The 21,954-nt window shown below is 72.4% G+C and carries 19 protein-coding genes, 1 tRNA gene and 1 pseudogene; 11 read left to right on the top strand and 10 right to left on the bottom strand.

From position 1 onward, the window contains the following. Positions 1 to 133 precede the first annotated feature (133 nt). On the top strand, positions 134 to 1,288 hold the full coding sequence (locus SXIN_RS18415; protein ID WP_157916306.1) for a cellulose-binding protein: 1,155 nt from the start codon (positions 134 to 136) through the stop codon (positions 1,286 to 1,288). A gap of 169 nt (positions 1,289 to 1,457) precedes the next feature. Here SXIN_RS18415 and SXIN_RS18410 read toward each other — a convergent pair whose 3' ends face one another. Then, on the bottom strand, positions 1,458 to 2,984 hold the full coding sequence (locus SXIN_RS18410) for a sensor histidine kinase (RefSeq protein ID WP_095757235.1): 1,527 nt from the start codon (positions 2,982 to 2,984) through the stop codon (positions 1,458 to 1,460). A gap of 74 nt (positions 2,985 to 3,058) precedes the next feature. Here SXIN_RS18410 and SXIN_RS18405 point away from each other — a divergent pair. From SXIN_RS18405 to SXIN_RS18375, 7 genes and pseudogenes are all read left to right on the top strand, one after another. Continuing rightward, positions 3,059 to 3,578, top strand: a pseudogene (locus SXIN_RS18405) (hypothetical protein). 29 nt (positions 3,579 to 3,607) lie between these two features. Beyond that, positions 3,608 to 3,679: transfer RNA gene (locus SXIN_RS18400), tRNA-Gln, on the top strand. A gap of 115 nt (positions 3,680 to 3,794) precedes the next feature. Continuing rightward, entirely contained in the window at positions 3,795 to 5,249 is a 1,455-nt protein-coding gene (gene glmU, locus SXIN_RS18395; RefSeq protein ID WP_019711757.1) for a bifunctional UDP-N-acetylglucosamine diphosphorylase/glucosamine-1-phosphate N-acetyltransferase GlmU, read from the top strand. Positions 5,250 to 5,353: 104 nt separating this feature from the next. Next, positions 5,354 to 6,331: a ribose-phosphate diphosphokinase gene (locus tag SXIN_RS18390; protein WP_019711758.1), complete on the top strand. Its 978-nt coding sequence runs from the start codon at positions 5,354 to 5,356 to the stop codon at positions 6,329 to 6,331. A 292-nt stretch (positions 6,332 to 6,623) separates the two neighbouring features. After that, positions 6,624 to 7,208 (top strand): 50S ribosomal protein L25/general stress protein Ctc, encoded by a 585-nt coding sequence (locus tag SXIN_RS18385; protein ID WP_019711759.1) that lies wholly within the window; start codon positions 6,624 to 6,626, stop codon positions 7,206 to 7,208. A gap of 146 nt (positions 7,209 to 7,354) precedes the next feature. Continuing rightward, positions 7,355 to 7,945 carry an aminoacyl-tRNA hydrolase gene (pth, locus tag SXIN_RS18380; RefSeq protein WP_019711760.1) on the top strand — a complete coding sequence of 197 codons (591 nt, stop codon included), beginning with the start codon at positions 7,355 to 7,357 and terminating at the stop codon, positions 7,943 to 7,945. A 92-nt stretch (positions 7,946 to 8,037) separates the two neighbouring features. Then, entirely contained in the window at positions 8,038 to 8,562 is a 525-nt protein-coding gene (locus tag SXIN_RS18375; RefSeq protein ID WP_019711761.1) for a hypothetical protein, read from the top strand. Between the two features lie 99 nt (positions 8,563 to 8,661). Here SXIN_RS18375 and ppc read toward each other — a convergent pair whose 3' ends face one another. Further along, positions 8,662 to 11,403, bottom strand: a complete 2,742-nt coding sequence (ppc, locus tag SXIN_RS18370; RefSeq protein ID WP_019711762.1) for a phosphoenolpyruvate carboxylase — start codon at positions 11,401 to 11,403, stop codon at positions 8,662 to 8,664. A 192-nt stretch (positions 11,404 to 11,595) separates the two neighbouring features. On the opposite strand from ppc, the gene SXIN_RS18365 reads away from it, so the two are divergent. Together SXIN_RS18365 and SXIN_RS18360 are read left to right on the top strand one after the other, a co-directional pair. Next, positions 11,596 to 12,600 carry an acyl-CoA desaturase gene (locus SXIN_RS18365; RefSeq protein ID WP_019711763.1) on the top strand — a complete coding sequence of 335 codons (1,005 nt, stop codon included), beginning with the start codon at positions 11,596 to 11,598 and terminating at the stop codon, positions 12,598 to 12,600. Further along, entirely contained in the window at positions 12,597 to 13,286 is a 690-nt protein-coding gene (locus tag SXIN_RS18360; protein WP_063831803.1) for a TetR/AcrR family transcriptional regulator, read from the top strand. Before SXIN_RS18365 ends, SXIN_RS18360 begins: the two co-directional genes overlap by 4 nt. A 151-nt stretch (positions 13,287 to 13,437) precedes the next feature. Here the strand turns inward: SXIN_RS18360 and SXIN_RS18355 are convergent, their stop codons facing one another. Further along, positions 13,438 to 14,265: a trans-aconitate 2-methyltransferase gene (locus SXIN_RS18355; protein ID WP_019711765.1), complete on the bottom strand. Its 828-nt coding sequence runs from the start codon at positions 14,263 to 14,265 to the stop codon at positions 13,438 to 13,440. A 161-nt stretch (positions 14,266 to 14,426) separates the two neighbouring features. Here SXIN_RS18355 and SXIN_RS18350 point away from each other — a divergent pair, with 161 nt between their 5' ends. Beyond that, positions 14,427 to 14,924, top strand: coding sequence for a MarR family winged helix-turn-helix transcriptional regulator (locus SXIN_RS18350; protein WP_019711766.1), 498 nt, complete (start codon positions 14,427 to 14,429; stop codon positions 14,922 to 14,924). Between the two features lie 30 nt (positions 14,925 to 14,954). Here the strand turns inward: SXIN_RS18350 and SXIN_RS18345 are convergent, their stop codons facing one another. The 7 genes from SXIN_RS18345 to SXIN_RS18315 form a co-directional block, all read right to left on the bottom strand. Then, positions 14,955 to 15,617: a TetR/AcrR family transcriptional regulator gene (locus SXIN_RS18345; protein ID WP_019711767.1), complete on the bottom strand. Its 663-nt coding sequence runs from the start codon at positions 15,615 to 15,617 to the stop codon at positions 14,955 to 14,957. Between the two features lie 10 nt (positions 15,618 to 15,627). Further along, a complete protein-coding gene (locus SXIN_RS18340; protein WP_019711768.1) occupies positions 15,628 to 17,268 on the bottom strand; it encodes an amidohydrolase in 1,641 nt (546 codons plus the stop codon). Then, entirely contained in the window at positions 17,259 to 17,801 is a 543-nt protein-coding gene (locus SXIN_RS18335; protein WP_157916305.1) for an acyl-CoA thioesterase, read from the bottom strand. Before SXIN_RS18335 ends, SXIN_RS18340 begins: the two co-directional genes overlap by 10 nt. Next, positions 17,798 to 19,441 carry an AMP-binding protein gene (locus SXIN_RS18330; protein WP_095757233.1) on the bottom strand — a complete coding sequence of 548 codons (1,644 nt, stop codon included), beginning with the start codon at positions 19,439 to 19,441 and terminating at the stop codon, positions 17,798 to 17,800. The genes SXIN_RS18335 and SXIN_RS18330 overlap by 4 nt, the downstream gene beginning before the upstream one ends. Further along, complete coding sequence (locus SXIN_RS18325; protein WP_095757232.1) at positions 19,438 to 20,337, bottom strand: enoyl-CoA hydratase/isomerase family protein; 900 nt, start codon at positions 20,335 to 20,337, stop codon at positions 19,438 to 19,440. Before SXIN_RS18325 ends, SXIN_RS18330 begins: the two co-directional genes overlap by 4 nt. A gap of 91 nt (positions 20,338 to 20,428) precedes the next feature. Further along, on the bottom strand, positions 20,429 to 21,205 hold the full coding sequence (locus SXIN_RS18320) for an amino acid ABC transporter ATP-binding protein (RefSeq protein ID WP_019711771.1): 777 nt from the start codon (positions 21,203 to 21,205) through the stop codon (positions 20,429 to 20,431). Between the two features lie 13 nt (positions 21,206 to 21,218). Continuing rightward, positions 21,219 to 21,872 carry an amino acid ABC transporter permease gene (locus SXIN_RS18315; protein WP_019711772.1) on the bottom strand — a complete coding sequence of 218 codons (654 nt, stop codon included), beginning with the start codon at positions 21,870 to 21,872 and terminating at the stop codon, positions 21,219 to 21,221. Positions 21,873 to 21,954: the final 82 nt, after the last annotated feature.

The raw sequence follows: 21,954 nt of genomic DNA, 5'->3' as shown, positions 1-21,954 counted from the left end.
ATTCCGGCTTCGCGGCCGATGCCGCATCCTTGAACAGGGACGGAAGGGCGGAGTGTCGCGTTATGGGCGCCTGACCCGCATCGGAAAGATATGCGCCGGAGCGGATCTCACAATCGGGACGAAAGGGCTCAAAATGAGTGCGACTGTGTCACCCCACGGGATCGCCACCGTACGCGGCCACCGGCGCGGCTACCGGCCGGAACAGGTCAACCGCGCGATCGCCGAACTCACCGGAGCCCGCGACGAGGCCCTCGACCGCGCCGACCGGCTCGCGGCCCGCGCCCAGGACATGGAGACCGAACTCACCCGGCTCCGCGAACACGCCGCACAACTCCCCCCGCAGACCTACGAGAGCCTCGGCGACCGCGCCCGCGAACTCCTCCTCACCGTCGAGGCCGAGGCCGCCGAACTCCGCGCCCGCGCCGAGACCACCGCCCAGGCCCTCCGCGACGAAGCCGACGCGACCGCCCGCACCCTCCGCGACGCCGCCCGCGTCGACGCCACCGCACTCCGCAAGGAAGCCGACCACTGGGCCGAGCAGGCCCTCGCCGCCGCCCGCGAGATCGCCGGCAAGACCCTCACCACCGCCCGCCGGGCCGCCCAGGAACAACGCGCCCAGGCAGCCGCCGCACTCAAGGACGCCCGCGAGCGGGCCACCCGCCTCCACGCCGAACAGGAACGCGAACTCGCCGCCCGCCGGGCCGACGCCGACCGGGAACTCTCCGCCGCCAGGGCCGCCACCGAGAAGCACGTCACCGAACTGACGGAACGCGCCGAAACCCTCCTCGCCGGGGCCCGCGACACCCACGCCGACGCCGAGGACACCGCCCGGCGCGAACGCGACGAAGCCGAAGCCCGCGCCGCCGACATCATCACCCAGGCCCACGCCCGCCGCGAACGCGTCGAACGCGAAACCGAACGCGCCCTGCGCGACCACGCCAGCCGCCGCGACACCCTCCGCGCCCAGATGGAGCACATCCGCACCAGTCTGGCCACTATCACCGGCCGCGGCACCCGTCGCGACACCGACCGCCCCCGGGACGGCGCCGGCGAACACCCCCGGGACCCGGCCGAGGACCACACCCCGGAACGCCCCGGGCCCCGCACCGAGGAGCAGCCTCCGGAACACACCGCGGAGCACACTCCGGACACCACCACGGAACACCGCCCGGACCCCGCGCCCTCCCGTGACGGGAACCACGCCCCCGGCCACCGGACCGGGACAGCCACCCGCCCCGACAGCGGGTCCGTGCCCGCCCCGGCCCCGGCCCCCGGCACCGAGAACTGAGCGAGCACCCGCACCCACAGGCCACCGGGCACCGGGCACCGGGCACCGGAACGACAACACCGGCAACCGGGGGCCCGACCGCCCTCAGCCGCACAGGGCCACAACCACCCCCGACCGCCCTCAGCCCGCTCCGAGGCATCGGCTCAAGGGCATCCGTCCCGGTCCGCCCTCAGCCGCTCCGGTCCGGCAGCACCGCCGACACCCGGAACCCCCCCGACTCCGTCGGGCCGAACACGAAACCGCCCCCCAGCGCCGTCACCCGCTCCCGCATCCCCACCAGACCGTTCCCGCCACTGGGCAACCGCGCATCCGAGCCGCCCTCCGCCGCCGGACCGTTCTCCACCAGCACCGCGACCTCGGACTCCCGGTGCGCCAACCGCACCCGTATCTCCGCACCCGCCGCATGCTTGTGCACGTTCGTCAACGCCTCCTGCACCACCCGGTAAGCCGTCTGCTCCACCTGCGGCGCACGCTCCCGGACCGCCTCCCCCTCCACGGAGAACTCCACCACCATCCCGGCCGCCCGGGACTCACCGACCAGGACCTCCAGATCACCCAGCCCCGGCCCCTCGGCCGGCTCCGCCGCCACCGACGGCCGCGGCACCGACTCCACCGCCACGGCCGCACCCGGCCCCGCGCCCCGCACACCCGGAGACACCGAGGCCCCGGCCGGCACGGGCACCCGCTCCGCACCCCCGGCCGCGCGCCCGTCACCCCCGTCACCACCCGGATCCGCCACCGGCCGCCCGGCGCCCGGACCGGACCCCGCACCCGGACCGGCCTCCGCCCGCGAACCCGAATCCGGGCCCGCGCCGGGCTCCGCCCCCGCACCCGGCTCCGCGTCCGCCTTCACCGCCGACCCCGAGCGCAGCACCCCCAGCATCTCCCGCAACTCCGTCAGCGCCTGCCGCCCCAGATCCCCCACCAGACCGGCGTTCTTCACCGCCCGCTCCGGATCCTTCACCGCCACCGCCTGCAGAGCCGCCGCATGCACCACCATCAGACTCACCCGGTGCGCCACCACGTCGTGCATCTCCCGCGCGATCCGCCGGCGCTCCTCGTCCCGCGCCCACTCGGCACGCTCCTCCGCCCGCTCGGCCAGCAGCGACAGCTCCCGCTCCAGACCGTCCGCACGCTCCCGCAGACTCTCCACCAGCCGCCGCCGCGCCCCCACGTACAACCCCAGGAACACCGGCGGCGCGGTCAGCCCCAGCGACATCAGCACCGGCGCCAGCAGCACCACCCACTCCGGCGCCACGTACTCCTCCTGCTGCCCGAGGTCCCGCTGGAACTGGATGAACGTCACCAGCAGCGTCCCGGCCATCGACATCCCCGCCAGCACCGCCGTGATCCGCCGCGGCACCTCCGACGCCGCCAGCGTGTACAGGCCCACCAGCCCCAGCAGCAGCCCCATCTCCGCCGGCGAGACCGCCACCGCCACCAGCACCACCGCGATCGGCCAGCGCCGCCGCACCAGCAGCACCGACCCCGCCACCACGCCCAGCAGCACCCCCAGCACCACCGGAATCCGCGCCTCACCGGCGAACGCGTACCCCTCCGCCGCACACTCCACGACCGACGCCACCGTCAGCGCGACGTCCAGCGCCATCCCGCGCCGCCGCTCCCACCACCACGGCCCCGCGGGCGCGCCCCGAGCGCCCGGTTCCGCGGCTTCTACTACCCCCGATGTGGTCATAACGTCCACCCTAAGGCCGCACTCCACGGATACCGGAGCGGGGCATCCACACAAACCGGACTCGAACGCGGTCGATTTCTGCGACTTCCACCCGAACTGCCGAATCGCCCGTATTTCCGCCCACCCGCACACAAGGACTGAGCCGCAAGCAGATCCGCGACCGGCTGAACCGGCTGAAGGTGCACAACAACAACCTGCTCAACCGCCTGCTCGACGGCGAGCCCCCGCCGGACTGGACGAAACGGCCCAACGCCAAGGACGACCCGCGCGCCGCGGCCCGCGAGATGCGCTCACGCGGGATGACCTACGACGAGATCCAGCTCGAACTGGGCTGCCCGAAAAGCTCGATCTCACTCTGGGTACGCGACCTGCCGAAGCCGTGCCGAGCGCTTCTGGCTGGAGCACACCGGTGCCGCCCCGGACCAGTTCGGCAAGACGGCCCTGAAGAAGCACAACCCGAGGACCACCCGGAGGAATACGGGTGACGACTACTACGGCTGCCTTGCCATCCGCGTGAACGACAGCGCGGACCTATACCGTCGCGTCGAAGGCTGGTGGTACGGCATAGTAGTAGCGGCCGGACGGACAGCTTAACCAAATGTCCGAATTGGCCACTTATGCCATCCGCTGTGGTGTAATGGGTAGCACTGGGTCTTTTGGTGGCCTAAGTCCGGGTTCGAGTCCTGGCAGCGGAGCTGAGCGCAACCCCTCACGGGCCCCGGCCGCACGGCCGGGGCCCGCGCGCGTTCCGGGCCCGAAACACCCCGGTATCCTGCGGGTGTCCACCATCCGAAGCCGAAGGGCACACCCGTGAGCGTCAACCGCCCGGCAGCCGTCGTCGTCCTCGCCGCGGGTGAGGGCACCCGTATGAAGTCGGCCACTCCCAAGGTCCTGCACAGCATCTGCGGCCGCTCCCTCGTCGGGCACGTCGTCGCCGCCTCCCGTGAACTCGATCCCGAGCAGCTCGTCGTGGTCGTGGGCCATGCCCGCGAGCAGGTGGCCGCGCATCTGGCCGGGATCGACCCCGCCGCGACGACGGCCGTGCAGCACGAGCAGAACGGCACCGGGCACGCCGTGCGGATGGGGCTGGAGTCCCTGGCCGCGGCCGGCCGCGCGGCCGACGGCACCGTGGTGGTGGTCTGCGGCGACACCCCGCTGCTCACCGGGGCCACGCTGCGGAGCCTCGCCGGCACCCATGCCGCGGACGGCAACGCCGTGACCGTCCTCACCGCCGAGGTACCGGACTCCACCGGCTACGGCCGCATCGTGCGCGACCCGGCGGACGGCGCGGTCACCGCGATCGTCGAGCACAAGGACGCCACGGACGAGCAGCGCGCGATCACGGAGATCAACTCCGGGGTCTTCGCGTTCGACGGCCGGCTGCTGGCGGACGCGCTGGGCAAGCTCCGCACCGACAACAGCCAGGGCGAGGAGTACCTCACCGATGTGCTGGGGATTCTCCGCGAGGCGGGGCACCGGGTGGGCGCGGCCGTGGCGGCCGATCACCGGGAGATCCTGGGTATCAACAACCGTGTGCAGCTGGCCCAGGCGCGGCGGTTGCTGAACGACCGGTTGCTGGAGGCGGCGATGCTCGCCGGGGTGACGGTGGTGGATCCGGCGACGACGTGGCTGGACGCGACGGTGGTGTTCGAGCCGGACGCGGTGGTCCATCCGGGTACGCAGTTGCACGGTGCGACGCGTCTGGCGGCGGGTGCGGAGGTGGGTCCGGACTGCACGCTGACGGACACGTCGGTGGGTGCGGGTGCCCGGGTGGTGCGGACGGTCGCGGACGGGGCGGAGATCGGCCCGGAGGTGTCGGTGGGCCCGTACGCGTATCTGCGGCCGGGGACGCGGCTGGCGCGGAAGGCCAAGGCGGGCACGTTCGTCGAGATGAAGAACTCGCAGATCGGCGAGGGGACGAAGGTGCCGCATCTGTCGTATGTGGGTGATGCGACGATCGGCGAGTTCTCCAACATCGGGGCGGCGAGCGTCTTCGTGAACTACGACGGTGAGAGCAAGCACCGGACGACGGTCGGCTCACATTGCAAGACGGGTTCGGACAACATGTTTGTGGCTCCTGTCACCATCGGGGACGGGGCCTATACCGCCGCGGGGTCGGTCATCACGCGTGATGTGCCGCCGGGTTCGCTGGCCGTGGCCCGGGGCCAGCAGCGGAATATCGAGGGCTGGGTGGCCCGGAAGCGTCCCGGGAGCGCCGCCGCGCAGGCGGCTTCCGCAGCTCAGGAGGAGGGTGACGGGGCCTAGCCCTCGTGCCGGGGTGCGCCGCGCTGGGCGTACCGTGAGAACTGCATCCAAAGTGCGCCCCCTGTTCCCCCAGAGTTTGATGTCGCTGCCAAGGAGACTGTGCTGTGACCGGGATCAAGACGACCGGCGAGAAGAAGTTGATGTTCTTCTCCGGCCGCGCCCACCCCGAGCTCGCCGAGGAGGTCGCGCACCAGCTCGGTGTCGGCCTGGTCCCGACGAAGGTGTTCGACTTCGCCAACGGTGAGATCTACGTCCGTTATCAGGAGTCGGCGCGCGGCGCGGACTGCTTCCTGATGCAGAGCCACACGGCTCCCATCAATAAGTGGATCATGGAGCAGTTGATCATGGTCGATGCTCTGAAGCGGGCTTCGGCCCGGAGCATCACCGTGATCCTGCCGTTCTTCGGTTACGCCCGGCAGGACAAGAAGCACCGGGGCCGGGAGCCGATCTCGGCGCGGCTGATCGCGGATCTGCTGAAGTGCGCGGGTGCGGACCGGATTCTCACGGTGGATCTGCACACGGACCAGATCCAGGGTTTCTTCGACGGTCCGGTGGATCATCTGTTCGCGTTGCCGGTCCTCGCGGACTACGTGGGGGCGAAGGTGGACCGCTCCAAGCTGACGGTGGTGTCTCCGGACGCCGGCCGGGTGCGGGTCGCGGACCGCTGGTGCGACCGGCTGGGTGCGCCGCTGGCGATCGTGCACAAGCGGCGTGACAAGGACGTGGCGAACCAGGTCACGGTGCACGAGGTGGTCGGTGATGTGAAGGGCCGGATCTGTGTGCTGGTCGACGACATGATCGACACGGGTGGCACGATCACGGCGGCCGCGGACGCGCTGTTCGCGAACGGTGCGGAGGATGTCATCGTGACGGCGACGCACGGTGTGCTGTCGGGTCCGGCGGCGGACCGGCTGAAGAACTCGAAGGTGAGCGAGTTCGTGTTCACCGACACGCTTCCCACGCCGGGCGAGCTGGAGCTGGAGAAGATCACGGTGCTGTCGATGGCGCCGACGATCGCGCGGGCGGTGCGTGAGGTGTTCGAGGACGGTTCGGTGACGAGTCTCTTCGAGGAGCAGGCCTGACGGTCCGGCACGGTCACCGCTGAGGGCCGCCGCTGACGTGCACCGCCGGGCGGTGACCGGTCGCGGGCGGGCCTCACGGGCCGGGCCGTAGATCGACTTGGGGGCGGCCTTCCCGCCGGGTAGACTCGTGGAGTTGCTCGGCGAGGGAGGCCGCACTCGTGTGCGGTGTCCGTTATCGACGCGCTCTTCGTAGCAGGTCTGTCGTGGGCCGGGTGACGGCCGTCAGATCAGATCCGTACGGGCGGTGGCCGTTTCCAGGCGCCGTCGGGTACGCAGTACGAGGAGTGCAGCCATGGCTGAGGTCAAGATTCCCGCCGAGATCCGCTCGGAGTTCGGCAAGGGCGCCGCGCGCCGTCTCCGCCGTGAGGAGAAGGTGCCGGGCGTCGTCTACGGCCACGGCGGCGAGCCGGTGCACGTGGCGATTCCGGGCCACGAACTGATGATGGCGCTGAAGACGCCGAACGTCCTGATCCGCCTGACCACGGACGGCAAGAGCCAGCTCGTCATCCCCAAGGCCGTGCAGCGCGAGGCCATTCGCGGCTTCCTGGTCCACGTCGACCTGCTGGTCGTGAAGAAGGGCGAGACGGTCACGGTCGACGTCCCGGTCCACACCGAGGGTGAGCTGGCCCCGGGCGGCAACCTTCTGGAGCACATGCTGGACGCGCTGCCGGTGGAGACCGAGGCCACCCACATCCCGGAGGCGTTCACCGTGTCCGTGGAGGGTCTGGAGGCCGGTGCCTCGATCCAGGCGAAGGACGTCACGCTGCCGAAGGGCACGGCGCTCGCCGTGGACGGCGACACCGTGGTCCTGCAGGTCGTCTCCACGCAGGCCGAGGCTCCGGCCGAGGGCGAGGAGGGCGAGGGCGAGGAGGCCTGAGCCTCCGCCGCCCCGCCGCGAGGCGCCGCACTGTGACCGCCGTCCCGCTCCGCTGGAGCGGGACGGCGGTCGTGTATCCCTGGACTTCCGACCCACGAGACCGGGACGGGGACCCCCGGACCCGGGCACCGGCAGGAGAGACGTAGATGAGCGATGCGGACAGCCCCTGGCTGATCGTGGGCCTGGGCAATCCCGGGCCGGAGTACGCGGGCAACCGGCACAACGCCGGTTTCCTGGTGGCCGATCTGCTCGCCGGGCGGGTGGGCGGGCGGTTCAAGGCGCACAAGGCGCGGGCGCAGGTGGTGGAGGGCCGGCTGGGGGCGCCGGGGCCGGGCAGCCGCCGGGTGGTGATCGCCAAGCCGATGTCGTACATGAATCTGTCGGGTGGCCCGGTGTCGGCGCTGCGCGACTTCTACAAGGTGCCGCTGGAGCGGGTGGTGGCCGTCCACGACGAGCTGGACATCGACTACGGGGCGCTGCGGCTGAAGCTGGGCGGGGGCGACAACGGCCACAACGGGCTGAAGTCGATGACGAAGGCGATGGGCGCCGGGTACCACCGGGTGCGGTTCGGCATCGGGCGGCCGCCGGGGCGGATGGATGTGGCGGCGTTCGTGCTGAAGGACTTCTCGGCGGCGGAGCGCAAGGAGCTGGACTACTTCGTGGACCGTGCGGCGGACGCCGTGGAGTGCCTGGTCGAGGACGGTCTGGAGCGGGCGCAGAGTACGTACAACAGCTGACGGCGGCATCTTTCACCGTCTAACGGGACAGTGTCCCGCAACCGGGGAGCGGCGGTTGACCGGGTGGTTTCCCATGGCCAAGGATCGCCCGCATGGCACCGACGAAGTCCAAGCGCCGCCCCGCCGTCCGCCGGGCGGGAGAGAGCGCCTACGGGCTGCTGCTGGTCGGCAAGCAGGCGTTGATGGCGGCGGTGGCCCTGCTGGTGCTGACCGCGGGGGTGTTCACGTCCTGGGACGCGGCGCAGCACGCGATGCTGACGAAGGGGCGCGAGCGCGGCACGGTGACCATAGAGCGCTGTGACGGGGATGTGTGCGGGGGCCGGTTCGAGCCGGCGTCCGGGGCGCCCGCGGGTGCGGACGCGGAGCGGCGGACGGTGACGGTGGTGGAGGCCGCGGGCCGGGAGCGCGGGGAGCGGCTGCCGGTGGCGGTGAAGCCGGGGACGGACGAGGCGGTGCGGACGGGGCTGGGCGGTGTGCTGCACGCGTGGATCCCGTTGGCGGGGTCGCTGCTGCTGGCGGCACTGGTGGTGGCGGGCGGGCTGCGGATGCGCCGTACGGCGTGGGGGCTGGGGCTGGCGGGTGCGGCTCTGCTGGGCGGGGCGTTTCTGACGCTGTGAACCGGGGGCCGCCGGGCGCGGCCGGAACGCCGGCGGACCCGCACCCGATGAGGTGCGGGTCCGCCGGTGTTCGCTGTCAGGGGTGTGTGGCCGGCGGGGTCATCCGGTGTTGCGGAGGCCGGCGGCGACACCGTTGACGGTGAGCAGCAGGGCGCGGGAGAGCAGCGGGTCGGGCTGTTCGCCGTTGGCGGCCGCGCGGCGCTGGCGGTCGAGCAGGGCGACCTGGAGGTAGGAGATCGGGTCGAGGTAGGCGTCCCGGATGCGGAAGGTCTGCTGGAGCACCGGGTTGGAGCCGAGCAGCCGTTCGCCGCCGGTGACGCGGAGGACTTCGCGGACGGTCAGGTCGTGTTCGGCCTCGATGGTGTCGAAGACGTGCTTGAGCTCGTCGGGGACGAGGGTTTCGACGTAGTGGCGGGCGATGCGCAGGTCGGTCTTGGCGAGGGTCATCTCCACGTTGGAGAGGAAGTTCCGGAAGAAGTGCCAGCGTTCGCACATTTCGTCGATGACGCTGTCGAGTCCGGCTTCGCGGGCGGCCTTGAGGCCGGAGCCGACGCCGAACCAGCCGGGGACGATCTGCCGGGACTGGGTCCAGCCGAAGACCCACGGGATGGCGCGGAGTCCGTCGAGGCCGGCGCCGCTGTCGGGGCGGCGGGAGGGCCGGGAGCCGAGGTGGAGTTCGGCGAGCTGGTCGACGGGGGTGGAGGCGAAGAAGTAGGCGGGCAGGTCGGGGTCGTCGACGAGGCGGCGGTAGGCGCTGTGGGCGGCGTCGGAGACGGTGTCCATGGCCGCGTCCCAGCGGGCGAGGGCCTCGTCGGACTGGCGGGGGGCGGTGTGCAGCGCGGAGGCCTGGAGGGTGGCGGCGACGGTGAGTTCCAGGTTCTCCCGGGCGAGGGAGGGGACGAGGTACTTGTCGGAGATGACCTCGCCCTGTTCGGTCACCTTGATCTCGCCTTCCAGGGTGCCCCAGGGCTGGGCGAGGATGGCGTCGTGCGAGGGGCCGCCGCCGCGGCCGACGGTGCCGCCGCGGCCGTGGAAGAGGCGGAGCCGTACGCCGTAGCGGTGGGCGACGTCGCGGAGGCGTCGCTGGGCGCGGTGGATCTCCCACTGGCTGGTGGTGATGCCGCCGAACTTGGAGGAGTCGGAGTAGCCGAGCATGACCTCCTGGACGTCGCCGCGGAGGGCGACGAGCCGCCGGTAGGAGGGGTCGGCGAGCATGGCGTCGAGGATGACGTCGGCGGCGCGGAGTTCGTCAGTGGTCTCCAGGAGCGGGACGATGCCGATTCCGGCCCAGCCGGCGTGGAGGTCGAGGAGTCCGGCCTCGCGGGCGAGGATGACGGCCGCGAAGACGTCGTCGGCGCCCTGGCACATCGAAATGATGTACGACTCGATGACCTCGGGTCCGAAGCGCTCCTTGGCGTCCCGGACGGCTTCGAAGACGCCGAGGGTCTTGGCTCCGGCGGCGTCGAGGGGCGCGGGGCTGTGGGCGAGGGGGCGGCGGGAGCGCAGCTCCTTGGCCAGGAGCTTGGTGCGGTAGTCGCGGGGCATGTCGGCGTAGCGCCAGGATTCCTCGCCGAGCCGGTCGAACAGCTGGCCGAGGGCGTGGTGGTGGGCGTCGGCGTGCTCGCGGACGTCCATGGTGGCGAGCTGGAGGCCGAAGGCGGCGAGGGTGCGGATGGTGCGGTCGATGTGGCCGTCGGCGAAGAGGCCGCCGCGGTGGGCGCGCAGGGATTCCTGGATGAGGACGAGGTCGGCCAGGAGTTCGGAGGTGCCGAGGTAGTCGCGGCCCTCCTGGTGGGGCGTGCCGGTGGCGAGCCGCTGCCGGGTGTTGAGGAGCTTCTGCCGGATGGCGGTGGCCTTGAGGCGGTAGGGCTCCTCGGCGTTGAGCCGCTTGTAGCGGGGGCTGATGCCGGGGAGCCGCTCCAGGTCGAGGGAGAGGGAGTCCAGGAGTTCCTGGGTGGCGCCGGTGTAGCGGATGGAGTTGGAGAGCAGGCCGCGGAGTTCGTCGATGAGCCGGAGGGCGTCGGTGATGCCGTGTTCGTGCTGGAGGATCAGCACGTCACGGGTGACGTCGGGAGTGACGTTGGGGTTGCCGTCGCGGTCGCCGCCGATCCAGGTGCCGAAGGTGAGGGGGCGGGTGCCGGCGGGCAGCTCGACGCCGACGCGCTCCAGCTCGGCGGAGAGGTCCTCCAGGACGTCGCCGACGGCTTCGGCGTGCAGCTCGTCGAGGTAGTAGATGGCGTTGCGGGCCTCGTCGGCGGGCTCGGGCCGGACGACGCGGAGCTCGTCGGTCTGCCAGACGAGGTCGATGTTCTCGGCGAGCCGCAGGTCGTGGCGGCGGCGGTCGCCGCTGCCGCTGCCGACGGACTCCTCCAGGAGGGCGGCGATGCGGCGGAGCTTGTTGAGGACGCTGCGCCGGGCGGCCTCGGTGGGGTGCGCGGTGAAGACGGGCCGGACGTTGAGGTGCCGGACCGTCTGGCGCAGGTGCTCGGGGTCGGCGTCCTTCAGCCGGTCGGCGGTACGGGCGAGCAGGCCGCCCTCGGCGGCGCGGCGGGCGCGCAGCTCGCGGCCGCGGTGCACCTGTTCGGTGATGTTCGCCAGGTGGAAGTACGTGGAGAAGGCCCGCACGAGCTTGGCCGCGGTGGGCAGGTCGGTCTCACCGAGGAGCTTGGCGGCGGCTTCGCCGTCCGTACGGGTGAGGGCGCGGACGCGCTCGACGAGTTCCAGGAGCTCGGGGCCCTCCTGGCGGACGAGGGTCTCGCCGAGGAGGTCGCCGAGACGCCGGATGTCAGCGCGCAGCGGTGCGTTGTCGTCGGTCTCGGGTGTGAGGTCGGCACTGCTCACAGGTGCGGCTCCTTGCATGGATGAGCACGATGGGCGGGGTGCGGACCGCGCTGTCCGGCGCCCACCAGGATAGGTGCCCGGCGCACCACGTTATCCACAGGCCATTGACCCTGAGGGGACCACTGCCATACTTACGATGCCGTAGGTTACGCATCCGTAGCCATGCCCCCAGTTCGGTGAGGGACGCCCCCCATGACCACGACTCCCGATGTGATCGACGACGCCCCGAAGGCCGCCGACACCCATTCCCCCGTCCCGTCCGCCACGCTCGGCGGCGACAACAAGAGGTCCGTCGAGCAGCTCGCGCTGCTCCTGTTCATCACGGTGCCGTTCCTGGCGCTGGTCGCGGCGGTGCCGCTGGCCTGGGGCTGGGGGGTGAGCTGGCTGGATCTGGGCCTGATGGTCTTCATGTACTTCCTCGGCTGCCACGGCATCACCATCGGCTTCCACCGCTACTTCACGCACGGCTCCTTCAAGGCCAGGCGGCCGCTGCGGATCGCCCTGGCCGTCGCCGGGTCGATGGCCGTGGAGGGCCCGCTGGTGCGCTGGGTGGCGGACCACCGCAAGCACCACAAGTTCTCCGACGCCGAGGGCGATCCCCACTCGCCGTGGCGGTTCGGTGAGACCGTTCCAGCCCTGATGAAGGGGCTGTGGTGGGCGCACATCGGCTGGATGTTCGACGAGGAGCAGACGCCGCAGCAGAAGTACGCCCCGGATCTGATCAGGGATCCGGCGATCCGCCGGATCTCCCGCCAGTTCATGCTGTGGACGGCGGTGTCGCTGGCCATCCCGCCGCTGGTCGGCGGTCTGGTGACGTGGTCCTGGCAGGGCGCGGCGACGGCCTTCTTCTGGGGTTCCCTGGTGCGGGTGGCGCTGCTGCACCACGTCACCTGGTCGATCAACTCCATCTGCCACGCGGTCGGCAAGAAGCCGTTCAAGTCGCGGGACCGCTCCGGCAACGTCTGGTGGCTCGCGGTGCTGTCCTGCGGCGAGTCCTGGCACAACCTGCACCACGCCGACCCGACGTCCGCCCGGCACGGGGTGATGCGCGGGCAGGTGGACTCCAGTGCCCGGCTCATCCGCTGGTTCGAGCTGCTCGGCTGGGCCCACGATGTTCGCTGGCCGAGCAAGGAGCGCGTGGAGTCCCGGCGGAAGACCGGTAACTCCCGTGAAGACGGGGCCGCGAAGGCGGCATGATTGAACATGTGGCGAGTGATGGAAGCAGTGGCGAGAAGAGCAAGGCTCCGAGTCCGGGTGGCCGGCGCGGCCGACGCGTACGAATGACGGGCAAGGAGCGCCGCGAGCAGCTGCTGGACATCGGCCGCACGCTGTTCGCCGAGAAGGGCTTCGAAGGCACGTCGGTGGAGGAGATCGCGGCGAAGGCCGGGGTCTCCAAGCCGGTGGTCTACGAGCACTTCGGCGGCAAGGAGGGGCTCTACGCGGTGGTGGTGGACCGGGAGATGCGCAAGCTCCTGGAGATGGTCACCAACGGTCTGACCGCCGGGCATCCGCGGGAGCTGCTGGAGCAGGCGGCGTTCGCCCTGCTGGACTACATCGAGTCGTACACGGACGGTTTCCGGATCCTGGTCCGGGATTCGCCGGTGGCCCAGTCGACGGGCACCTTCGCCTCGCTGATCAGCGATATCGCCACCCAGGTGGAGGACATCCTCGGGCTGGAGTTCAAGGCCCGGGGCTTTGACCCGAAGCTGGCCCCGCTGTACGCCCAGGCGCTGGTGGGGATGGTCGCCCTGACGGGCCAGTGGTGGCTGGACGCGCGGAAGCCGAAGAAGGCGGAGGTCGCCGCCCATCTGGTGAATCTCGCCTGGCACGGCCTGGACGGCATGGAGCAGAAACCCCGGCTGATAGGTCACCGCAAGAGCTGACCGGTTTTCCCGCGGGGCGCGGCCCCGGCCCGCTGCGGCGGGCCGGGGCCGCGTCGTTCCCGTGCCGCTCAGTCGCGGTGGTCCCGGGGACGTGCCGTCCCGTCCCGCGGCTGCGGCTGCGGCTGCGGGGATCGCGGGGCCGGCGCGGTGGTCAGGCGTCCGTCTTCCGGGCGATGGCGAAGATCCGCCGGAACGGGAAGACGGTGCCGTGCGGGCCGGGCGGGTAGGCCTTGCGGAGCAGGTCGCGGTACTGGCCGAGGAACGCGGTGCGGGCCTGTTCGTCGTCGGCGAGAGCGGTGAGGATGGGGCGGAGCGCGGTGCCCTTGACCCAGTCGAGCACCGGGTCCTCGCCCTGGAGGAGCTGTATGTAGGTGGTCTCCCAGGCGTCGGTCTCGCAGCCGAGTCCGGTGAGCTGGGTGAGGTACTCCCACGGTTCGTACACGTGGACGTAGCGGCGGCCGTGGCGGCCGACTCGTTCGCGCCACTCCGGGGTGTCGCAGAGGTCGTCGAGGATGGCGTGGCTGGGCGAGGTGAAGTTACCGGGGACCTGTAAGGCGAGGGTGCCGCCGGGGGCGAGGGCCTCGATCCAGGCCGGGAAGGACTTGGCATGGCCGGGGACCCACTGGAGGGCGGCGTTGCTGACGATCAGGTCGTACGGCTCCTCCGGTATCCAGTCGGCGGCGTCGGCGTGCCGGAAGTCGATGCTGCCGCCGCCGGGGGTGGGGCCGGCGTGGCGGGCGGCCTCGGCGAGCATGTCCGGGGAGTTGTCGTAGCCGGTGATGCGGGCGTCGGGCCAGCGCTCGGTGAGAAGCGCGGTGACGTTGCCCGGTCCGCAGCCGAGGTCGGCGATGCGCGCCGGGCGGCCGCGGGCCGGGAGGCCGGGGATCCGGGCGAGCAGGTCGTGGAAGGGCCTGGTGCGGTGGCCGGAATGGCGGAGGTATTGCTGCGGGTCCCAGGTCGGGTTCTGGGGTTTTTGCATCGTGTGAACCTCTCGGTGCCGGTGCGGTGGGTGAACGGGGAACTGCTGTCGGGCCGATCGATGCCCGTGTCACGTGCCCGCCACGCCTGACCATCAGTCTCGATATCAAGATATTTGATGTCAAGAGACTTCACATCGACAGACCTACTACACTGATCGGCATGGAGGACGAGGTCGATCGGCTGGTCGGGGCATGGCGCCGGGAGCGCCCGGACCTCGATGTGGAGCCGCTGGAGGTGCTGAGCCGGATCAGCCGGCTCGCGCGCCATCTCGACCGCGCCCGGCGGCTGGCCTTCACCGAGCACGGCCTGGAGTCCTGGGAGTTCGACGTCCTCACCGCGCTGCGCCGGGCCGGGGCGCCGTACCAGCTCTCCCCCGGCCAGCTCCTCACCCAGACCCTGGTGACCTCCGGCACCATGACCAACCGCATCGACCGGCTCGCCAAGAAGGGTCTCGTCGAGCGGCTGCCCGACCCCAGCGACCGGCGCGGGGTGCTCGTCCGGCTCACCCGGGAGGGCCGGGACCGCGCCGACCGCGCGCTCGCCGGACTGCTCACCCAGGAACGCGCCATCCTCGCGGAGCTGTCCCGCGAACAGCGCCGCGAACTCGCCGGACTGCTGCGACGGTTGACGGCGCCGTTCGACAACGTACCCGGCTGAGCGGACGGCGCGCCCGGGCCGCGGTCTCCGTCACGGGGCAGGCTGCCGCTCCTCGCGTACGGCCAGTTCCCGGAACCAGGCGACCGGCGGCAGGTCCAGATCCTCCAGGCGCAGCTGCCGCGACCCCCGCCGGGCGCCGACCTGGGCCAGCACCAGATCCGCGTGCACCACGGCGACCTCGTCGAGATCCAGCTCCCCCTTCTCCGAGTACCAGTAGGCGACGCCCGTGCACATCGCGAGCAGCGCCAGCCGCGTCACCCGGACGTCGGGCACCAGCAGGGTGCCGTCCGCGGTGCCGTCCGCGAGCTGGCGGCCCCACATCTCCTCGTACTCGTCCCGCAGGGCCACGACGGCCTGGCGGGACTCCTCCTTCAGCGCCCGCAGCTCCCGGTCGACGACGACCGTCTCGGTGCGGCGCAGCCCGTGGGCGAAGACGTGCATGACGGTCAGCCCCGCCAGCCGCTCCACGGGCGAGCCGGCCTCGGCCAGCACGGTGCGCGCGTCGGCGTTGAGCCGCCCCAGGGACTCCCGCATCAGCCGGACCAGCAGGTCTTCCTTGCTGTTCATGTAGTGGTAGAGAGTCGCCAGCGATATGCCCGCCCCCGCGGCGAGGTCCCGGATGCCGGTGGCCTGGAACCCGCGCGTGGCGAAGAGCTCCAGGGCACTGGACCGGAGACGCTGGTACGAAGACATGCCGCCCACCCTAAGCCAGGACACCGAGGTCGTGTACGGCCCTGCCGCCGACGACCGTCGCCAGCACACCGATCTCCGGCAGCGCGTCCGCGTCCACCCCGGCCGGGTCCGCGTCGAGCACCGTGAAGTCGGCCAGGAAACCGGGGGCGATCCTGCCGCGGGTCCGCTCCGCGTGCGCCGCGTGGGCGGAGCCGACCGTGTAACTCCGCAGCGCCGTCGCCACGTCGACCCGCTCGTCCGGCGCCAGCACCCGGCCGCCGGCCGTCCGCCGCGTCACCAGGGCGTGGATGCCGGCCAGCGGCGCACCGGCGGCCACCGGGCGGTCGGAGCTCCCGGGCACCTCCACGCCGCGCTCGGTGAAGCTGCGGACCCGGTAGCACCAGGCGGCGCGCTCCGGCCCGAGGGCGTCGGCCATGCCGTCCCCCGCCTCCCGCACCAGGGAGCCCTGGGGCACCGGGATCACGCCCAGCCGGACGATGCGCTCCACCTGCTCCGGGGAGGTGACCGCGCAGTGCTCGATCCGGTGCCGGGGGTCGTGCCGGGGATGCCGCCGCTGCGCCTCCTCGTACGCGGACAGCACGACGTCCACGGCGCGGTCGCCGATCGCGTGGGTGGCCACCTGCCAGCCGGCCCGGTGGGCGGCGATGATCGTGGCGGCCAGCTCCTCCTCCCCGGCCTGCAGATAGCCGCGGTTGCCGGGGTCGTCGGCGAAGTCGCGGCACATCGCCGAGGTCCGGCCGATGAGCGAGCCGTCGGAGAACACCTTGACCGCCCCGAGGCGCAGCCGGTCGTCACCGAAGCCCGTGCGCATGCCGAGGTCGAGGCCGGAGCGGTACGGGTCCGCGGCGTGCGCCGGAAGCGGGTGCAGCACATCGGAGGCGGGCATGAGCGTCACCCGCTGCAGCAGCGTGTCCTCGTCCCGGGCCCGCTGGTAGGCGGCGATCTCCACCCCGCTGTGCCCGATCCAGCCGCCCCCGATGCCCGCCTCCTGCACCGAGGTGATGCCCTCGGCGGCGTAGGTGCGTGCGGCGGCCCCGAGGGCACGCGCCAGCACGTCGGCGGGGAACGGGACGAGTAGGTTCCGCACCAGTTCCTGGGCGCGTTCCTGGAGCAGTCCGGTGGGCGCCCCGGAGGCGTCGCGCACGATGCGCCCGCCGTCCGGGTCGGGGGCCGTGTCCGCCCCGCACCGGGCCAGCACCGCGGAGTTGACGGCGCACATGTGCCCGCTGGTGTGCTTCAGCCAGACGGGGTGGTCCGGCGCCGCCCGGTCCAGCCCGGCGGCCGTCGGGTGGCCGCCGGACATCCGGTTCTGGTCGTAGCCGGCTCCGATGATCCACTCGCCGGGCGGACGGCGCGCCGCCTCCCGGGCCACCAGGCCGTACACGTCCTCCACCCGGGTCACCCGGCCCGGGGAGAGGTCGAGTTCGTCCAGGCTCAACCCATACCAGGCCATGTGGTTGTGGGCGTCGTGGAAGCCGGGCAGGACGCACCGCCCGGCGAGGTCCACCGTGCGGCGGGCGGACAGCCCCGCGGTCTCCGGGCCGCCGACCGCCACGACCCGGTCGCCGAGCACCGCGAAGGCGGTGGCCCGGGGGCGGGCCGAGTCCATGGTCAGGATCCGGGCGTTGCGGTAGACGACGTCTACGTCCATGGCGCTGTCTCCTTCGTCTCCCCGTCACCGGCCGCGGGCGGACCGGCGAGCGCGGCGCGCAGCCGGGCGCGGAACTCCTCGCTCCAGGGCCGCGGCCGGCGGGTGGCCCGGTCGATGTGCACGGCGGTGCGGACCCCTTCGGCGACGACGCTTCCGCCGCCGGCCGCCCTGACGGTGAAGCCCGTGGTGAGGCTGGTGCGGCCGAGCGCCGTCACCCGCTGCTCGATGTGGAGCGTGCCGGGCCGGTCGACGGGGCCGGTGAAGGTGAGGGCGAGGCGGGCCACCACATGGTGGCGCTCGGGCCGGACGGCGGGGTCGGGGTCGTAGGGGTAGCCCAGGGTGTCGAGCAGGCGGCTGAAGGCCCGCTCGGCGTGCACGGAGAAGCGGGCGTGGTGCAGGACGCCCAGCGCGTCGAGTTCGTCCCAGGCGACCTCGGTCGTGGTGCGGAAGCTGCCGGGGAGGCCGGTGGCGCCGGAGTCCGTGGCGGCCCCCGTGTCACCGCCGCGCCCGAGCGGGCCTCCGCGGGCCGTCACGGCCGGCCCCCCGTCGTTCCGGCGGCGGGCGGCGCCTCCGGGGAGGGCGCGGCCGCGTCCCAGCACGGGCCGCGGTCGGCGCGCAGGTCCCCCTTGGCCACCCGTTCCGAGGGCGTGCGGGGCAGTTCGGGCCGTACGCACCAGTAGCGCGGCACCTTGAAGGAGGCCAGCCGTTCCCGGCAGAACTCCAGCAGCTCCCGTGGATCGGGGGCCTCCGCGGCGGACGGTACGACGAACGCCTTCACCTCCTCGCCCCGGACGGGGTCCGGCTCCGGCACCACGGCGGCCGTCCGCACCGCCGGATGGGACTCGAGGACCGCCTCGACCTCCCGGGCCGAGACGTTCTCCCCGGACCGGCGGACCATGTCCTTCGTCCGGGCCAGGTAGTAGATCCGGCCCTCGGCATCCGCCCGCACCCGGTCCCCGGTGTGCAGCCGGCCGGAGCGCAGGACCCGGGCGGTGGCCTCGGGCTGTCCCCAGTAACCGTCCATCAGCCCCTCGCCGGAGATCACCAGTTCGCCCGGGAGCCCCGGTTCCACCGGCCGGCCGGAGCCGTCGACGACGTCGGCCCGCTTGCCCGGATGGGGCCGGCCCACGCATCCGGTGCCGACGGTCTCGTCGTGGTCCTCCGGGGTGACGATGAGGTCCGCGCCGGACTCGGTCATGCCGAACGCCTCGTACCAGGGCACTCCCCAGCGTTCCTCCAGCTCCCGGTGGAGTCCGGTGGGGATGCCGGAGGCCAGGACCGCCCGGACGGTGTGGTTCCGGTCGTCCGGGTGCGGCGGCCGGGCCAGCAGCGCGGCCGGCATCATGCCCAGGCAGTAGAAGACCGTCACCCCGTGCTCACGGATGTCGGCCCACATCCGGCCGGCGCTGAACCGGTCCGCCACCACCAGCCGGGCGCCGGAGAGCAGCGCCGCCACCACGTTCCACTGCGGGTCCATGTAGCTGAACGGCTGGGCGGTGTAGAGGACGTCGTCCTCGCCGAGCCGCGGGAAGTTGGCGCGCAGGGCGTGCGCGATGGTGAGCCAGTAGCGGTGGCTGAGCATGCAGCCCTTGGGCAGTCCGGTGGTCCCCGAGGTGTACTGGATGTTCACCAGGTCGCCCGGGGCCGCCGGCGCCCCGGAGGCGTCCGGTCCGTCCGGTTTCTCCGAGCCGTCCGAGCCGTGCGAGCCGTGCGAGCCGTCCGGTCCGTCCGGTCCGGCGGGCAGGTCGTCCGCCGGTACGACGGCGAGATCGAGGCCGGCCCGCGCGGCGGCGGCCTCGAGCACCCCGGCGTACGCGGGAGTGGTGACCGCGAGCCGGGGGCCGGCGTCGCGCAGCAGATGGGCCGCGTCGGTGGCGCGGGCCTGCGTGTTGACCGGTACGAGGATCCGTCCGGACCGGGCCGCGGCGAGCCACAGCAGCGGGAATTCCGGCACGTTCGGCAGCATCACCGCCACCCGGTCGCCGGGGGCGGTGGAGCGCCGGAGGAACGCGCTGATCCGGTCCACCGCGGCGTCGATCTCCGCGAAGGTCCAGCGCGGCCGGGCGGCGTGCGGGAAGACCCACGCCACCCGGTCACCGTGCGCCCGGGCCGCGTCGCGGACCAGCGCGCCGAGGGTGCCGGGCGCGGGGCGCCCGGAGGCGCGGGGCGTCACGGCTGCCTCCGCCCGGGCCGCGGCACCGCGGGGGCGCGGTGCGGGCCTCCGGCGCCGGAGACGGAGCCGGCGCCGGAGTCCGCGGCGGTGCCGGAGCCGGTATTCGGGCCGGCCTCGGTGGCATCGGTGCCGGCAGGGGCCTCGGTGCCGGTGCCGGTGCCGACCACGCGCATCGACAGGTCCACTTCCATGGCGAGTGTCTCCTCCAGACCCGCGCCCAGCCCGCGGTCGAGGGTCTCCTTGGCGAGGGCGAGCGCCAGGGGCGGCTTGTCGAGCAGCCTCCCGGCGAGTTCCAGCGCGTACCGGCGGTGTTCCCCGTCCGGCACGACCTCGTTGACCAGGCCCCATCCGCGCGCCTCCTCCGCGGTGAAGCCCGAACCGGTCATGAGCAGATACTTGGCGCGCTGCGGGCCGAGGACGGCGGCGAGCAATTGGGAGACGCCGTTGGTCACGGTGAGCCCGACGCCCGCCTCCGGGAACATGAAGCGGGTGTACTCGGCCGCCACCACCAGATCGCAGGCCAGGGCCCATTCGCACCCCGCGCCCACCGCCCAGCCGTGCACGGCCGCGATCACCGGGACCGGGCTGCGCTTGATCGTCCGGGTGACGTCCTGCAGCCGCTCCAGCCGCTCCCTGGCCGCCAGCGGATCCTCCGCCGGGGCGGGTTCCTTGAGGTCGTGCCCGCTGCAGAAGGCCCGGCCGGCGCCGGTGAGGACCACGGCCCGCGCGCCCTCGGCGACGGCGCGCCGCAGAGCGCCCACCAGCTCGCGGCTGACCTGGTCGGTGACCGCGTTGAGACGGTGCGGCCGGTGCAGCTCGACCACGGCCACCGGGCCGTTCCGCTCGTACCGCACCGGGTCCCGCTCCGGGTGCCCCGTCTCCGTCACTGTCGACATGCTGTCCTTATCCCTGGCGTGTTGTGTGGGGCGGGGCGATCGCGCGCCCGCCGCCGTGGTGGCCGGTTGCCGGTTGCCCGTGGCCGCCGGGTCAGGCCCGTTCCACCTGTCGGAGGAAGGCGCGGCCCCGCTCGCTGCGCGGGTTGTCCAGCACCTCCGCCGGAGGCCCTTCTTCGGCGATCCCGCCGTCGGCCATGAGCACGACCCGGTCGGCGACGTTCCGGGCGAACCGCATCTCGTGGGTGACCACCATCATGGTCATTCCGGAGTCGGCCAGGTCCCGCATCACCGCCAGGACTTCGCCGACCAGTTCGGGGTCGAGGGCGCTGGTCGGCTCGTCGAAGAGCATCACCTTCGGCCGCATGGCCAGCGCCCGCGCGATGGCCACGCGCTGCTGCTGGCCACCGGACAGGCTCATCGGGTAGCGGTCCGCGAACTGCCGCAGCCCGACCTGCTCCAGCAGTCCGAGAGCGGTCTCCCGGGCCTCGTCCCGGTCCCGCCCGGCCACCCGGACCGGGGCGGTGGCGACGTTGTCCAGCACCGACTTGTGCGGCCAGAGGTTGAAGTGCTGGAAGACCATCCCCACCTGGCGGCGCATGAGGTTGAGGGACTTCTCGTCGTAGCGGAGTTCCTGGCCGTCGATGACGATCCCGCCGGAGTCGATGCGCTCCAGGCCGTTGACGCAGCGCAGCAGGGTGCTCTTGCCGGCTCCGGAGGCGCCGATCAGGACGACGACCTCGCCGGTGTCCACGGACAGGTCCACTCCGTCCAGCACGGTGTGCGCGCCGAACGCCTTGTGGATGCGCCGCATGACCACCAGCGGGGCGGTCCGCGGGGTGTTCTCCGGGGCGCTGTCGGGGTGTGGCATGGGTGGGCGCCTCTCAGATCGCGTAACGGGAGTGCCGGCGCTCCAGCCGGCGCAGCAGCGCCGTCAGGAGAAGCACGATCACCAGGTAGTAGACGGCGGATATCAGGTAGTAGGTCAGCGGCTCATAGGTCGCGGCCGCCAGCTTCTGCGCCTGCATGAACAGTTCGGGGACCGTGATGAAGGAGGCCACGGCGGTGTCCTTGACGGCGATGATGAACTGGTTGCCGAGCGAGGGCAGGATGGACCGGAACGCCTGCGGGGCGACCACGATGCGCAGCGCCTGCGTCCGGCTCATGCCGAGGGAACGCGCCGACTCGGTCTGGCCCTTGACGACCGACTGCACACCGGAGCGGAAGATCTCCGCCATATAGGCCGCGGTGTGCACGGTCAGGCCGATCACGGCCGACCAGAACGAGGAGATGTCGACGATCGTGACGAGGCCGTAGTAGATGACGAACAGCTGGGCCACGAGCGGCGTGCCCCGGATGACGGCGAGATAGCCCTGGGCGAGCCAGCGCAGCACGGCGAAGCGGCTCATCCTCATCCAGGCGACGACCAGCCCGACCGCCAGGGAGAACACCACCGCCAGCGCGGCCAGCGACAGGGTGATCCGCAGCCCTTCGAGCATGAGCGGCAGGGAACGGCTGAAGCCGTCCAGAACAGACATGGCGGGGTTCTCCTCGGGCAGCCGGGCCGGCCGTCGTCAGCGGGTCATCAGGGGTGGCCGGGGGATCGGGGGGATCGGGGTG

Source organism: Streptomyces xinghaiensis S187 (genome assembly GCF_000220705.2).
GTDB classification, from domain to species: Bacteria; Actinomycetota; Actinomycetes; order Streptomycetales; family Streptomycetaceae; genus Streptomyces; species Streptomyces xinghaiensis.
This window is presented reverse-complemented; position numbering and strand designations above follow the sequence as displayed.